The following is a 14,461-nucleotide window of genomic DNA, read 5'->3' as shown; positions in this document are numbered from 1 at the left end:
ACAATCTATTTACATCTTCTGACGGCGGTCCTCGCCAAACTATCTGAAACCCGCCTCTTCTCTTCTGCCCCGCCCCTGCCTCTAATGAAACAAGTTATTAACAATGCCGTCTGGGCTGCCTGTCGAGCCTTACCGGCGTGACCCGTTTCGTTATCAGTCCATCGCAAGGAGCGCATCATGACGACCTCTTCTTCCCCTTCCCACAGCATCAATCCCCTCGGCACCGACGGGTTCGAATTCGTCGAGTACACTGCCCCGGATCTCAAGGGCATTGCCGCCCTCAAGGCGCTGTTCGTGTCGCTCGGGTTTGCCGAGGTGGCCAGACACAAGCACAAGCAGTGCTGGCTCTACCGCCAGGGGGACATCAACTTCGTGGTCAACGCCGAGCCCCACTCCCAGGCGGAGCAGTTCGCCAGCCTGCACGGGCCCAGCGTCTGCGGCATGGCATTTCGGGTGAGCGACGCGGGCCGTGCCCAGCAGTACGCCATCGCCAAGGGGGCCAAGCCCTTCGTCGGCAAGATAGGGCCCATGGAGCTCAACATCCCCGCCATCTACGGCATAGGCGAGAGCACCCTCTCCTTTGTGGACCGCTACGGCGAGCAGGGCTCCATCTACGACGTGGATTTTGTCTTCTATCCCGACTGGCAGGCGCGCATGGCCGAAGTGGATGCGGGGCTCTATGAGATCGATCACCTGACCCACAACGTTCATCGCGGCAACATGGACCTCTGGTCCAATTTCTACGAGCGGATCGGTAACTTCCGGGAAATTCGCTACTTCGACATCGAGGGCAAGCTGACCGGGCTGCATTCCCGCGCCATGACGGCCCCCTGCGGCAAGATCCGCATCCCCATCAATGAATCCTCCGACGACAAGTCCCAGATAGAGGAGTACCTGCGCCAGTACAAGGGGGAGGGGATACAGCACATAGCCCTGGCCTCCAGCGACATCTACCAGACCATCCGCACCCTGCGTGGTCGCGGCACCGGCTTTATGCCGACCCCGGACACCTACTATGAGAAGGTGAACAGCCGGGTGGCGGGGCATCAGGAGGATCTGGAGGCGCTCAAGGCGCTGCGCATCCTGATCGACGGCTCTCCCACCAAGGACGGCATCCTGCTACAGATCTTCACCGACACCGTCATAGGCCCGGTGTTCTTCGAAATCATCCAGCGCAAGGGCAACGAGGGCTTCGGCGAGGGCAACTTCCAGGCACTGTTCGAATCCATTGAGCTGGATCAGATCCGTCGTGGGGTGCTGAGCGGGGCCGAGCAGGGCGAGAAGAAGGGGGAGCCGAGCGATGCGTAACGGGATGCGAGCTCGTCGGTCGGTATCTATTTCATACGAGGTACACAGCCATGCGTAACTGGATCAGTTTTCCCCACCGGGAGGGGACTCACTCCCGCCAGGCCCACGCCGATCTGCCCGAGCAGGCCATCTACGAGCGCGAGCTGGGGCGCAGCGGCTTCTTCGGCCCCGCCACCCACATGCACCACAAGCATGCCCCCACCGACTGGAGCCACTGGGAGGGGCCGCTGCGGCCGCGGGCATTCGACTTGAACGGGCTGCAGGAGGAAGTGAGCTCCCTCTCCCCCTGGGTGATGCCGGATCTGCTCAGCAATCCCCACTGCCGCTACCGGATGTGGCGCCTGACCGAAACGATGCCGTTTCTGGTGCGCAACGCCGACGGCGACGAGCTCTTGTTCATTCACGAGGGAAGCGGTGACTTCTTCTGCGACTACGGCCATCTCACGCTGAAAGAGGGGGACTATGTGGTGATCCCTCGCGGCACCATGTGGCGCATCGAGCCCACGGCGCCGCTCTTCATCCTGATGATAGAGGCGACGGAGGACAGCTATCAGCTGCCGGACAAGGGGCTGGTGGGCAACCATGCCATCTTCGATCCAGCGGCGCTGGAGGTGCCCGCCATCAATGAGCGCTTCCTGGCCCAGCAGGACGAAAATCCCTGGTCGCTGCAGGTCAAGCGCCACGATCAGGTCTCTGTCATCACCTGGCCCTTCAACCCCCTGGATGCCCAGGGCTGGCACGGGGATCTCTGCGTGGTGCGCCTCAACTGGCGGGACATCCGCCCCCTGATGAGCCATCGCTACCATCTGCCGCCCTCGGCCCACTCCACCTTCGTGGCGAGCCGCTTCGTCATCTGCACCTTCGTGCCGCGCCCCATAGAGAGCGATCCCGGGGCCCTGCGGGTGCCCTTCTACCACAGCAACGACGATTTTGACGAGGTGCTCTTCTACCACGCCGGGGACTTCTTCAGCCGGGACAACATAGAGCGGGGCATGGTCACCTTCCACCCCGCCGGTTTCACCCATGGCCCCCATCCCAAGGCCTTTGCGGCGGGGCAGGCCCACGCCAAGACCTTCACCGACGAGGTGGCTGTGATGCTCGACACCCGGGATGCCCTCGGGATCGGCCAGATCTGCGAGGGGATAGAGAACCCCCACTATGTTTCCAGCTGGCAGCGGCCAGACGGCACCCCCGGCAAATAAGGAATTCGATATGAAATTGGCAACCTTGAACAATGGCAAGCGCGATGGCGCCCTGGTGGTGGTCAGCCGGGATCTGACCCGGGCGGTGGCCGTGGCGGACATAGCTCCCACCCTGCAAGGGGCGCTGGACGAGTGGGCCGAGCTCGCCCCCCGACTGACCGCCGTCTATCAGGCACTCAACGACGGCGCCTGCGCCGGTGCCTTCCCCTTTGATGAGACGGCCTGTCTCTCCCCGCTGCCCCGCGCCTACCAGTGGGCCGACGGCAGCGCCTACGTCAACCACGTGGAGCTGGTGCGCAAGGCGCGCGGCGCCGAGATGCCCGAGAGCTTCTGGCACGATCCTCTGATGTACCAGGGGGGCTCCGACAGCTTCCTGGCCCCTCGCGGCCCCATCATCATGGGGTCGGAGGAGTGGGGCATCGACTTTGAATCTGAGGTGGCCGTCATCACAGACGACGTGCCCATGGGCACCAGCCCGCAGGGAGCAGAGGAGCATGTCAAGCTGCTGATGCTGGTCAACGATGTGAGCCTGCGCAACCTCATTCCCGGGGAGCTCGCCAAGGGCTTTGGCTTCTTCCAGTCCAAGCCCTCCAGCAGCTTCTCGCCGGTGGCCATCACCCCGGACGAGCTCGGCGGCGACTGGCAGCAGGGCAAGGTGCATCTGCCCCTGGTGACCCAGCTCAACGGCGCCCTGTTCGGGGAGCCCGGATGCGGGGCTGGACATGACCTTCAACTTCTTCGAGCTGATTGCCCACGCGGCCAAGACCAGACCCCTTGGCGCTGGCTGCATCATAGGCTCGGGCACCGTCTCCAATTACGACAGAAGCCGGGGATCCTCCTGCCTCGCCGAGCGGCGGATGCTGGAAATTATCGAGTCAGGTCAAGCCACTACACCCTTTCTGCGCTTTGGTGATACAGTGTCCATCGCGATGCAGGATCGCAACGGGATGAGTCTGTTTGGCACCATTTTGCAACGAGTCACGCAAGGGGGCGCCAGCCAGACGAGCTAGGAAGGCCTGGGCCGGCCAAGGTCGGCAGGCGACACGGCAGGTGGCACACACCTGCCACCATAGGGACATAATATGCTGCAGTTGTTTGGATATTGGCGTTCATCGGCCAGCTTTCGCGTACGTCTGGTGCTGCAACTCAAGGGACTTGGTTATGAGCAGCACCCGGTCAATCTGAGACAGGGTGAACAGAAAGAGAAGGCCTATCGCCGGGTCAATCCCCAGGGGCTGGTGCCTTTTCTCATCGACGGGGATGTGCAGCTGGGTCAGTCGGTGGCCATCATGGAGTACCTCGACGAGACCTATCCGGCCTACCCCCTGATGCCTTCCGCCCCCGAGGAGCGGGCCAGGGTGCGCCAGATAGTCAACATGATCGCCTGCGACACTCACCCCCTCAACAACCTGAGGGTGCTGAACTACCTGGAGCAGGAGCTGGGGCAGAGCAAGACGGCGCGCGATGCCTGGTATCGCCACTGGATTGACGAGACCTTCACCGCCCTGGAGCAGCTGCTGATGACCACGGCCGGCGTCTATTGCGTGGGCAACGAGGTGACTCTGGCGGACTGCATGCTGGTGCCCCAGGTCTATAACGCCCGCCGCTTCAACATGACGTTGGACGACTACCCCACCATCGCGCGCATCGTCGCCAACTGCGAGCAGTTGCAGGCCTTTATCAAGGCGGCCCCCGCCAATCAGCCGGATGCGCAGGCCTGAGGTTCAATACCCTCAACTAGTGTTAAACAACAAACACCCCGCACCGTCAGCCGACAGTGCGTGGCCTTCTCATCTTGGTCGGCGCTTGTCAGATGCGAATCCCCTGGCGCTGACAATGGTCGATAAAGCTGCCGAATGTCGCCTCGTCGTAGCGCTTTCTCTGCTCCAGCAATCCTGTATTGAAGGGCTCCAGCAGCCAGCCCCTGGCATCCAGCACGTAGAAGTGAGGCGCCCCAACGTACTCGGGCTCCCGATCCAGGAAGCGGTTTATCTCCTGACACCCGCTGTTGCAATAGCTGTCCTCTCATAGCCTCTTTCCTGGGGCGTTTTTGTTGCTTCCAAGCCGCCACGAACTCTGTCGCCAAGTGGCAAGAGTGGCGGGTGATATGCGAAAAGCCTGAGCGGAAGCGGAGGGGAACCAAAAAACAAAAGCCCCTCGAAAGGGGCTTGGTTATCTCGCAGTGAAACTGTCCGCTGGGATTATCAGTAACTCTGCTGGTGGACGTCCATCACGGCGCGACCGGACGGGTCGGCCATCTCCTTGAACTTGGCATCCCACTCGAGTGCGGTCGGGGTGGAGCAGGCGACCGACTTGCCGTAGGGCACTGTGCGGGCGGCGGACTCCAGCGGGAAGTGCTCGTCGAAGATGGCGCGATAAAAATAGGCCTCCTTGGTGAGCGGGGTGTTGATGGGGAAGCGGAATGCGGCCGCCTCGAACATCTGATCCGTCACTTCGGTCTCGACCATGGCTTTCAGGCTGTCAATCCAGGAGTAGCCCACGCCGTCGGAGAACTGCTCCTTCTGACGCCAGGCCACCTCGTGGGGCAGCAGCTCCTCGAAGGCTTCCCGCAGAATATGCTTCTCGATCTTGCCGTTGCCGCACATCTTGTCGGCAGGCTGCAGGCGCATCGCCACGTCCATGAACTCCTTGTCGAGGAAGGGCACGCGGCCCTCCACGCCCCAGGCGGCCATGGACTTGTTGGCCCGCAGGCAGTCATACAGGTGCAGGGAGGCGAGCTTGCGCACGTTCTCCTCGTGGAACTCCCGGGCGTTGGGGGCCTTGTGGAAGTAGAGGTAGCCGCCGAACAGCTCGTCGGAGCCCTCGCCGGAGAGCACCATCTTGATGCCCATCGCCTTGATGTAGCGGGCCATCAGATACATCGGCGTGGAGGCGCGTATGGTGGTGACGTCATAGGTCTCGAGGTGATAGATGACGTCCCGCAGGGCATCCAGACCCTCTTGCACGGTGAAGTGGATCTGGTGGTGGATAGTGCCGAGGTGATCGGCCACCTTGCGGGCGGCGGCGAGATCCGGCGACCCTTCCAGGCCCACGGCGAAGGAGTGCAGCTGGGGCCACCAGGCCTCGCTCTTGCCATCGTCCTCTACCCGGCGGGCGGCGTAGAGCTTGGTGATGGCGGAGATGACGGAGGAGTCCAGACCGCCGGAGAGCAGCACGCCGTAGGGCACGTCACACATCAGCTGGCGTTTGACCGCCGCTTCCAGCGCGGCTTTCAGCTCGGCCTTGTCGCTGACGTTGTGCTCGACCGCACCGTACTCCATCCAGTCCCGCTTGTACCACTGCTTGAGTTCGCCATCCTTGCTCCAGAGGTAATGTCCGGGCGGGAAGGTCTCGACGCTCTTGCACACCGGCACCAGAGCTTTCATCTCGGAGGCGACATAGAAGTTGCCGTGCTCGTCGCGGCCGGTATAGAGGGGGATGATCCCCATGTGGTCACGACCAATCAGGTAGGCATCCTGCTCGGCGTCATAGAGGATGAAGGCGAAGATGCCGTTGAGATCGTCCAGGAAGGCGGGGCCCTTCTCCTTGTAGAGGGCGAGCAGCACCTCGCAGTCGGAGTGGGTCTGGAACTTGAAGTCGACCTTGAGGCTCTTCTCGAGTTCCTTGTGGTTGTAGATCTCGCCGTTGACGGCCAATACGTGAGTGCGCTCGGGGTTGTAGAGCGGCTGGGCGCCATTGCCCGGATCGACGATGGCAAGGCGCTCGTGCACCAGGATGGCCTTGTCGGAGCTGTAGACGCCGGACCAGTCAGGCCCGCGGTGACGCAGTCGCTTGGACATCTCCAGGGCCGATTTGCGCAAGGCGGCGGAGTCGGTCTTGATGTCCAGAATGCCGAAAATAGAACACATTGGCGGTAATCCTCTTGATTTTTATATGAGCCCCCCACGTTTGGGCTCGAAATTCCATTTACATTCCTCGCCAATCACAATGCCTAGCGGAAAACCCTTTTGCAAGCGGGAAAACCGCAGAAAATCATGCCGCCAACGTCAAGTCGGTGGGTGAGAATGGTGTCAATAAAGGGCGGGTGCTTGACGTGCGCGTCAGGTCGCGGCGGGTTCGAAGATCACATAGAGCTTGCGGCAGGCCACCAGGGTCTCCCACTCGCCGACGAAGCCCGCTGGTATGACGAACTGATCCCCTGGTTTGAGGTGCAACTGGCCCCCCTGGCCGTCGTGGATCCGCGCCTCGCCCTCCAGCAACTGGCAGTATTCGTGCTCTGTGTAGTGCACAGCCCAGCGCCCCGGCTCGCAGGCCCAGAAGCCTACGTGAAACTGCTGGCTGGGGTCCGAATAGTGGTTCCAGAGGGTCTGGCTCGGGTTGCCGGCCCGGATCCGCTCGGGGGCGGGCATCAGCGGGGTGGGGGAGACGGGGTGCTGGTCCAGCAGGATCCAGTCGTTCAGGCTCTTCATGGTGCGTCCTTGGGGTGGCGAGGGGAGCGTCCTGCTCCCGTTTAGTTTGTTTAACAATGTTGCGCTTACGTTAAACGATGTGTGCCACCTTGCCAAGGGGGGAGCCGATGAGGGGGATCAGACGATATCGATGTCGACCACGGAGTCGAAGATGTGATTCGGTCTGAACGGCATGCGGTCTATGTCCGCCACCTTGCTCACCCCGGAGAGTACCAGCACCGTCTCGAGGCCGGCCTGGAAGCCCGCCAGTATGTCGGTGCGCAGGTTGTCGCCGATGATGATGGTGTCGTCGGAGTGGGCCTCCATCCGGTTGAGCGCCGCGCGAATGATCCAGGCGCTCGGCTTGCCCACGTAAAATGGCTTCTTACCGGTCATGCGTTCTATGGGGGCACAGAGCGCGCCACAGGCCGGGTGCATCATGGGGCCGTGGGTGTCGGGGTTGGTGGCGATGAAACGGGCCCCCTGATCCACGAACTTGGCCCCCAGTTGCATCATGGTCCAGTTGTAGTTGCGGGTCTCCCCTACCACCACGAAGTCGGGGTCTATGTCGGTGATGGTGAAGCCGGCCTTGTAGAGCTCGTGGGTCAGGGCCCCTTCGCCTATCACATAGGCCTTCTTGCCATCCTGGCGCTTGAGAAAATCGGCGGTGCCCATGGCGGAGGTGTAGAAGCACTCCTCGGGTACCTCGATCCCGGCGGAGCGGAAGCGGTTTTGCAGATCTTTCTGGGTCTGGGCCGGGTAGTTGGTGAGGAACAGAAGCTTGCTGCCCTGCTCCAGCAGGCGATGGACGAAACGGTCGGCGCCGGGCACCAGGTCGTTGTTGTGCAGTATGACGCCGTCGATATCACAGATGACGCTTTTTTTCATGGAAACTCCTTGTAGGGGGAGGTGGTTGCCAACCTCGAATGTCTTCAATCACTTATGGCTTTTTTGTGCCGCCATTATAAGGCGCTTTGATGACAAGTCTCCCCCCGGCGCGCCAGATGGGTGCACAATGACGGCAGAGGGAGGGCGCCGCTGGTGCCTGGACTGCCTGATCCATCAGGCGCTGACGATGGAGCCGTCATCATGGAGAACTTTATTGCCGGCTTGCCCAAGCTGGAGCTGCACCTGCATATCGAGGGCACCCTCGAGCCCGAGCTGATGTTTGCCCTGGGCAGACGCAACGGGGTGACCCTGCCCTGGCCCGATGTGGAGAGCCTGCGGGCAGCCTATGAGTTCGACTGCCTGCAATCCTTTCTCGATCTCTACTACCTGGGGGCCAGCGTGCTGGTCACCGAGCAGGACTTCTTCGACCTCACCTGGGCCTATCTTGAACGCTGCGCCGCCGACAAGGTGGTGCACGTGGAGATCTTCTTCGACCCCCAGACCCACAGTGCCCGGGGCGTGCCCTTTGGCACCGTGCTCGGCGGCCTCGAGCGGGCATTGCAGCAGGGGGAGCGGCAGCTTGGCATCAGCTGGCGGCTCATCATGAGCTTTTTGCGCCACCTGAGCGAAGAGGATGCCTTCGCCACCCTGCGCGAGGCCGAGCCTTATCTGGCGCGGCTGCACGGGGTCGGCCTCGATTCGGGGGAGCTTGGCAATCCCCCTGGCAAGTTTGCCCGGGTCTTTGCCCGGGCGAGGGAGCTGGGGCTGCCTGTGGTGGCCCACGCGGGGGAGGAGGGGCCGGCCGACTATATCTGGCAGGCGATTCGGGAGCTGGCGGTGCGCCGCATCGATCACGGGGTGCGCTGCGCCGAGGATCCCGAGCTGGTGCGCTACCTGGCCGACACCCGGCTGCCGCTCACCGTCTGCCCCCTCTCCAACGTGCGGCTCAAGGTGTTCGGCACCATGGCGGATCACAATGTGCTGACCCTGCTGGAGCAGGGGCTCTGCGTCACCATCAACTCAGACGATCCCGCCTATTTCGGCGGCTACCTGGGGGCCAATTTCAGGGCCCTGGCCGACGGGCTCGGCGCCACGCGGGAGCAGCTCTGCCGTCTCTCCCTCAATGGGGTGGAGGCGAGCTGGCTGAGTCTTGCCGACAAGGTGAGGCTGACCCAGGAGATCAGGGGCTATGGTGCCTGCCACGGGGTGGCCCTCTACTAGGCATCGGAGGTGCAAATAGCGCGCGCCCGCCGATGAGGGCGGGCGCGTGGGACTATGCCGGTTGCCCGTCTCAGGCAGGCTGCGACGCTGTCTCGGCCTGATAGACGGGGTAGTCGATGAGCCCCTGCTCGCCGCCGCCAAACAGGGTGGCGGGATCATGGGGGGCAAAGGGATAGCCGTGACGCAGCCGGTTCGGCAGATCCGGGTTTGCCACGAAGGGGCGACCGAAGCCAATCAAGTCGGCCCAGCCCGCCTGCAGCGCGGCTCTGGCCCGCTCACCGTCATATTTTCCCGCATAGATGAGGGTATTGGGGAAAGCATCCCGCAGACCCTGCTTGAAGCCCTCCGCCATCAGAGGCGCATCGTCCCAGTCCGCCTCGGCGATATGCAGATAGACGATGCCTATTTCCCCCAACAGTCTGGCGGCGGCCAGATAGGTCTCCTGCGGGTTCGCATCCACTGTGCCGTTGAGGGTGGTCAGCGGCGCGAGACGCACCCCGACCCGGTCAGGTCCAATCTCGTCACTGACAGCCTCTGTCACCTCTTTCAAGAAGCGCAGTCGGTTCTCCAGGGAGCCGCCGTAGTTGTCGGTGCGGGCGTTGGATTCGGAGTCGAGGAACTGGTTGATGAGGTAGCCGTTGGCGGCGTGCAGCTCTATGCCGTCAAAGCCGGCCTCCATGGCATTGCGGGCGGCCTGGCAGAACTGACCCACCACGGCGTCTATGTCGGCCTGGGTCATGGCACGGGGAGTGACTGTCTCCACAAAACCGGGGGCGTCACTGCCGTTGTCGACAAACACCTTCACCCCTTGCGCCTTGATGGCGGAGGAAGAGATGGGCTGGGCACCGCCTATGTTGTCCGGATGGGTGACCCGGCCCACGTGCCAGAGCTGGGCAAACATGATGCCCCCCTTGGCGTGCACCGCCTCGGTCACCCCCTTCCAGCCAGCCACCTGCTCGGCGCTGTGGATGCCCGGGGTCCAGGCATAGCCCTTGCCAAGGGGGTCTATCTGGGTGCCCTCGCCTATGATGAGGCCGGCGCCCGCGCGCTGGGCGTAATAGGTGGCCATCATGGCATTGGCCACGTCACCGGGCTGGCTGGCGCGGGAGCGGGTCATGGGCGGCATGACGATGCGATTGGAGAGGTGCAACTGGCCGAGGCGAAGGGGGCAGAACAGGGGATCGTGGTTCATGGTGAATTCCTCGTGTTGGGATGGAGGCGACTCTAGAGGGGATTGTCATTGTGAAAAAGAGGGGTAATTGCAGAAGAGAATTGCCATTGGCACAGCAATGGGCCCGAGGCCATGAAAAAGAGGGCCTTCTGGCCCTCTTTTCAGTGTCGCGGCAGATCAGGCGGCGCTGGCGCCTATCGGGGTGACCCGCACCCGCTCTATCCGGCGCTCGCTCACCGCCAGCACCTCGAAGCAGAGCTGACCCAGACGCAGTTGCTGGCCACAGGTGGGCAGGCTGCCGAAGTGGGAGAGCAGCATGCCCGCGAGGGTCACGTACTCATCGCTCTCGCTCACCAGGCCGTCATGGCCCAGGGTCTGCTCTATCTGGTGGATGTTGGTGCTGCCGTTGATGAGCCAGCTCTCCCCCTCCTGGACTATGTCAGGGGTCTCATCCTCGTCCGGCAACTCGCCGACGATGGCCTCCAGCAGATCGTGGTTGGTGACCAGCCCCTGGATGATGCCGAACTCGTCCGCCACCAGAATGAGGCTGCCCCTGGCCTTGCGCAGCTCCGCCAGCAGCCGGATCACGTTGATGCTCTGGGGCACTATGATGGGGTCGTTCTGCTTGGCAAGCTCGGTCAGGGGCTGCCCCTCGTTGAGGGCAAACAGCAGATCCCGCGCCTTCATCACGCCGATGATCTCGTCCAGCTCTCCGTCGCAGACCGGGAACAGGCTGTGGGGGGCCCGCTGCAGCAGGGCCCGGATCTCGTCCGGGGAGTCATTGACGTCGATCCACTCCATCTCGGCGCGGGGTGTCATTATGGTGCGGATGGAACGATCGGCGAGCGACAGTACACCGGTCACCATGTAGCGCTCCTCTTCCCCGAAGCTGATGGGGCGGGGGGCATCCTGCTCCTCTTCCTCATCCTGCTGCGGGTGCTGGTTGGCCCGACTGCCCCCCATCAGTTTGAAGATGGCGGCCGTGGTGCGCTCGCGCAGGGGCTGCCTGGACTCGTGGCGTTGGGCACTGCGCTGGGCGAGCTGGTTGAAGAACTCGATGAGCACGGAGAAGCCGATGGCCGCATAGAGATAGCCCTTGGGAATGTGGAAGCCGAAGCCCTCCGCCACCAGGCTGAAGCCTATCATCAGCAGGAAGCTCAGGCAGAGCACCACCACTGTGGGATGGGCGTTGACGAAGCGGGTCAGGGGCTTGGAGGCGATCACCATCACCACCATGGCGATGGTCACGGCCGCCATCATGACGCCCAGGTGTTCCACCATGCCGACCGCTGTGATGATGGAGTCCAGGGAGAAGACGGCATCCAGCACCAGGATCTGGGCGATCACCACCCCGAATCCGGCATAGACACCGGCCGGGCCCTGCTCCTCCGGCTTGGCCTCCAGTCGCTCATGCAGCTCTGAGGTGGCCTTGAACAGCAGGAAGAGGCCGCCGCCCATCAGGATGAGATCCCGACCCGAGAAGGGATGATCCCAGATGTGCAATATGGGGCTCGTGAGAGTCACGAGCCAGGACATGACGCTCAGCAGGGCGAGGCGCATGATCAGGGCCAGTGAGAGGCCGATGAGTCGGGCCTTGTCCCGCTGGGCGGGGGGCAGCTTCTTCACCAGGATGGCGATGAAGACCAGGTTGTCTATCCCGAGCACTATCTCGAGGATGATCAGGGTGAACAGACCGACCCAGATAGACGGGTCCAGCAAGAATTCCATTAGGATGACCTCAATAAAAACAGACGCAGTGGATGTCGGTCACGGCAAGGGGCCGTGGCAGGGCAAGGCTCGGATGTTTTCAGAGGCGCTGGTTGAGCAGGTACAGATAGGTTTTGATGGGGAAAAACGAAGAGCTACTTCGGGGGGTGTCCATGATGGGCAATAAAACCTCGGGTCAAAAGTGAGCCCTGATGATAACGGCTATCGCCGATTTGGCAAGCACCGGGCGCACAAGTGGTGGCGGGCCATCGGGCCTGGGGGGGCGCCTGCGCTGCTGGTCGGCCCATGGAGAGTCTCTCGCCATATGGATGAGGACAGGCATAAGACGCAGGCGCTGTATATATCCGCACCTGGCCAAAGTGTAACAACCTATTTCAGGCACCTGTCATTTGGTGCTTGTTTTAATAAATGTCAGCTCATTTGGTTATATAAGGAGGCGCGAACAGGCAGCGAGTGTTTATGGGGGCGATGGAAGGGGGAGGTTATTTGAAGGGAGGCTGATGCCTAAATATAAAGATTCGAACCTGAAGACAGGGGCGTTGGCGTCTCAATATAAAGAATTGAACATGAAGACAGGGAGGCATTGCCTCCCTGTCGGTCAATCCCGTCATGTCACGGGGATCTCATATTGAAGGGTGCGAAACCCCTCATTGGCCCGTGTAGGCGGCGCCCTGAACATGACCCTTCTTGTCACTGAGACAGGACCAGGGAGCATCGGCACCCGGCACCTTGATGGTGACGCCGACCCCGGCTTCGGAGTCCATCACGTCAGTCACCTGAAGCTGGGTCTGGGGCACGTTCGTCTTCTCGGAGACCGCCTTCAGGCAGGCTTTCTCCGCAGGGCTGGCCGCGCTGGCAGGGCTTGCCGAGGCCGCAGGCGCTGCTGACGTGGCTGCGGGCTGGCAGACGCCCGAGCCTTGCTTGCTGTTGTAGGAGACATCGTACTGGCCCCCGGTGTTGCTGATGGAGAGGGTGACACCCGCGCCTTTGGCCTCATAGAAGTTGTCGTTGAACTTCTTGAGCTTGGCCTCCTTGCCATTGATATAGACGGGGCCACCCTCATCGCTGTGCATCTGGATCTTACCCGGGCACTCGTAATTAAGCTGGGGAAGGGCAGCACTGGCGGTGCCCGCCATGGTCAATGCAAATACTGTGATCAACACCTTTTTCATGGGACTTACCTTAACTGTTTAACAAAGTGGAATAAGTGTATTTGTTTTTATTGTTTGGTGGATAACAACATCACTGTATTTCGGCGCGCAGTCTGCCGTTTGTCCTTGGCGAAAATAAATAGCTGGCCTACTTAATTTTAGCAACGAAATTTTCGTAACTTTTTGTGCTGCTGAAAATGGTTATTGATTCAAGGGACTCGACAAACGGTTTTCCCTGTCAATGGTTTAAAGATTAAAAAAAACAGAGCAATAACGGGCAGGAGAGGGGCGGCGAGAGTGAAGTCGGATAAAGTAGCTGGCGGGTTGCCGGAGGCCCTGTTTGGGACATTTGTCACGCGGGGCGACGGAGCCCCGCGTTGCATCAGGATGGCAAGCGCCGGATCAGAGCCAGCGTTTCTCGCGGGTGAAGCAGACCGAGAGCCAGGCATCCCCCAGGGTATCGCCGAGGCGGGACCAGAGCTCCTGGCGCAGGGCATCCTGGCGCTCTATGGGCCACTCCTGGTCCGGGGCCACCAGTATGTTCAATTCCAGATCGAAGCGGCGGCCGCTTTTCGCCAGATGGCTGTAGCACTCTATGCCATGGCGCTGGCGCAGGGCGTCTATCTCGCGCTCGACCCGCGCCGAGACATCCCCCTTGGGGGCGATTTTCAACACTTCCCGCAGGTTGCGGCCGAGCACCTTGATGGGGATCAGGGTGGCGCATAGGGCGAGCAGGGTGACCAGCACCGGGTCTATGTAGCGGTTGTAGTGGCCGTAGCCGAGGGCGTCGAGGCCGATGGCGACCACGAAGCCGATGAGCAGGGTGGCGCTGAGCAGGGTGTCGACCAGCCACTCCTTGGAGTCGACCCGCACCAGTTCGGAGTCGATACGTTCGGCGACGCCCGCCTCGATCCGGTAGATGATGGCGCAGAAGAAGGTGCAGACGGCGGCGTAGATGAGGGCGTGGCCGAGATCTATCTCTCGTCCCCCTTCGAGTAGGGAGGTGATGCCGCTATGGAAGGCGCCGAGGCAGAGCAGCAGTATGATGGTGCCGTTGATGACGTTGGTGATGGGCTCGAAGTGGGCATAGCCATACTGGAAGCGCGCGTCTGATGGGCGGGTCACCAGATAGGCGGTGATGAGTCCGAGGCCCGTCATGCCCATGCTGAACAGGGTGAAGATGCCATCGAGCATGATGGCGTTGGAGCCGACGAAGAGACCATAGCCGATCCCGAAGATGGCGAAGCTGATGCAGCCGAACAGTGACAGGGTCAGGGCCTGTTTCTCGGTGCGAACCAGCGTACTGATAACATGGCTGTAATGAGCCATAAAAGTCCTCCTTTCAAATGGTGAAGATTGAACGCGCAAGCGGTTTTCTAGCTG

12 protein-coding genes and 1 pseudogene are annotated in these 14,461 nt (G+C 61.7%); 5 read left to right on the top strand and 8 right to left on the bottom strand.

The genetic code is table 11. The features are described 5' to 3' along the window. The first annotated feature begins 174 nt into the window (after nt 1–174). The 4 genes and pseudogenes from hppD to maiA all read left to right on the top strand — a co-directional run bounded on the left by hppD (nt 175) and on the right by maiA (nt 4,231). Entirely contained in the window at nt 175–1,308 is a 1,134-nt protein-coding gene (hppD, locus tag ACF2JD_RS12020; RefSeq protein WP_111911484.1) for a 4-hydroxyphenylpyruvate dioxygenase, read from the top strand. Nucleotides 1,309–1,358: 50 nt separating this feature from the next. Continuing rightward, entirely contained in the window at nt 1,359–2,510 is a 1,152-nt protein-coding gene (locus ACF2JD_RS12015) for a homogentisate 1,2-dioxygenase (protein ID WP_440987483.1), read from the top strand. Between the two features lie 10 nt (nt 2,511–2,520). Then, a pseudogene (locus ACF2JD_RS12010) lies at nt 2,521–3,520 on the top strand (fumarylacetoacetate hydrolase family protein). A gap of 72 nt (nt 3,521–3,592) precedes the next feature. After that, on the top strand, nt 3,593–4,231 hold the full coding sequence (maiA, locus tag ACF2JD_RS12005; protein WP_163157160.1) for a maleylacetoacetate isomerase: 639 nt from the start codon (nt 3,593–3,595) through the stop codon (nt 4,229–4,231). An 88-nt stretch (nt 4,232–4,319) separates the two neighbouring features. Here the strand turns inward: maiA and ACF2JD_RS12000 are convergent, their stop codons facing one another. From ACF2JD_RS12000 to ACF2JD_RS11985, 4 genes are all read right to left on the bottom strand, one after another. Beyond that, complete coding sequence (locus tag ACF2JD_RS12000) at nt 4,320–4,448, bottom strand: hypothetical protein (RefSeq protein WP_408847505.1); 129 nt, start codon at nt 4,446–4,448, stop codon at nt 4,320–4,322. 266 nt (nt 4,449–4,714) lie between these two features. After that, nucleotides 4,715–6,379 carry an asparagine synthase B gene (asnB, locus tag ACF2JD_RS11995; protein WP_394293635.1) on the bottom strand — a complete coding sequence of 555 codons (1,665 nt, stop codon included), beginning with the start codon at nt 6,377–6,379 and terminating at the stop codon, nt 4,715–4,717. 192 nt (nt 6,380–6,571) lie between these two features. After that, a complete protein-coding gene (locus ACF2JD_RS11990; protein ID WP_111911474.1) occupies nt 6,572–6,940 on the bottom strand; it encodes a cupin domain-containing protein in 369 nt (122 codons plus the stop codon). Between the two features lie 117 nt (nt 6,941–7,057). Continuing rightward, a complete protein-coding gene (locus ACF2JD_RS11985) occupies nt 7,058–7,807 on the bottom strand; it encodes an HAD-IIA family hydrolase (RefSeq protein WP_005302324.1) in 750 nt (249 codons plus the stop codon). Between the two features lie 201 nt (nt 7,808–8,008). Here ACF2JD_RS11985 and ACF2JD_RS11980 point away from each other — a divergent pair, with 201 nt between their 5' ends. Then, complete coding sequence (locus ACF2JD_RS11980; RefSeq protein ID WP_408752120.1) at nt 8,009–9,028, top strand: adenosine deaminase; 1,020 nt, start codon at nt 8,009–8,011, stop codon at nt 9,026–9,028. A gap of 70 nt (nt 9,029–9,098) precedes the next feature. Here the strand turns inward: ACF2JD_RS11980 and ACF2JD_RS11975 are convergent, their stop codons facing one another. The 4 genes from ACF2JD_RS11975 to ACF2JD_RS11960 form a co-directional block, all read right to left on the bottom strand. Continuing rightward, the gene (locus tag ACF2JD_RS11975) at nt 9,099–10,220 is read right to left on the bottom strand and encodes an oxidoreductase (protein ID WP_440987482.1); all 1,122 of its coding nucleotides are present in this window, start codon (nt 10,218–10,220) and stop codon (nt 9,099–9,101) included. 156 nt (nt 10,221–10,376) lie between these two features. Next, complete coding sequence (locus ACF2JD_RS11970) at nt 10,377–11,927, bottom strand: TerC family protein (protein WP_440987481.1); 1,551 nt, start codon at nt 11,925–11,927, stop codon at nt 10,377–10,379. Between the two features lie 647 nt (nt 11,928–12,574). Beyond that, complete coding sequence (locus tag ACF2JD_RS11965) at nt 12,575–13,099, bottom strand: hypothetical protein (protein WP_408796329.1); 525 nt, start codon at nt 13,097–13,099, stop codon at nt 12,575–12,577. A gap of 381 nt (nt 13,100–13,480) precedes the next feature. Further along, nucleotides 13,481–14,407 carry a cation diffusion facilitator family transporter gene (locus ACF2JD_RS11960; protein ID WP_163157169.1) on the bottom strand — a complete coding sequence of 309 codons (927 nt, stop codon included), beginning with the start codon at nt 14,405–14,407 and terminating at the stop codon, nt 13,481–13,483. Nucleotides 14,408–14,461 lie beyond the last annotated feature (54 nt).

This window comes from Aeromonas ichthyocola (genome assembly GCF_046087985.1).
Lineage (GTDB): Bacteria > Pseudomonadota > Gammaproteobacteria > Enterobacterales > Aeromonadaceae > Aeromonas > Aeromonas rivipollensis.
The sequence above is the reverse complement of the archived record's forward strand: the minus strand, read 5'-3'. Positions and strand labels throughout refer to the sequence as shown.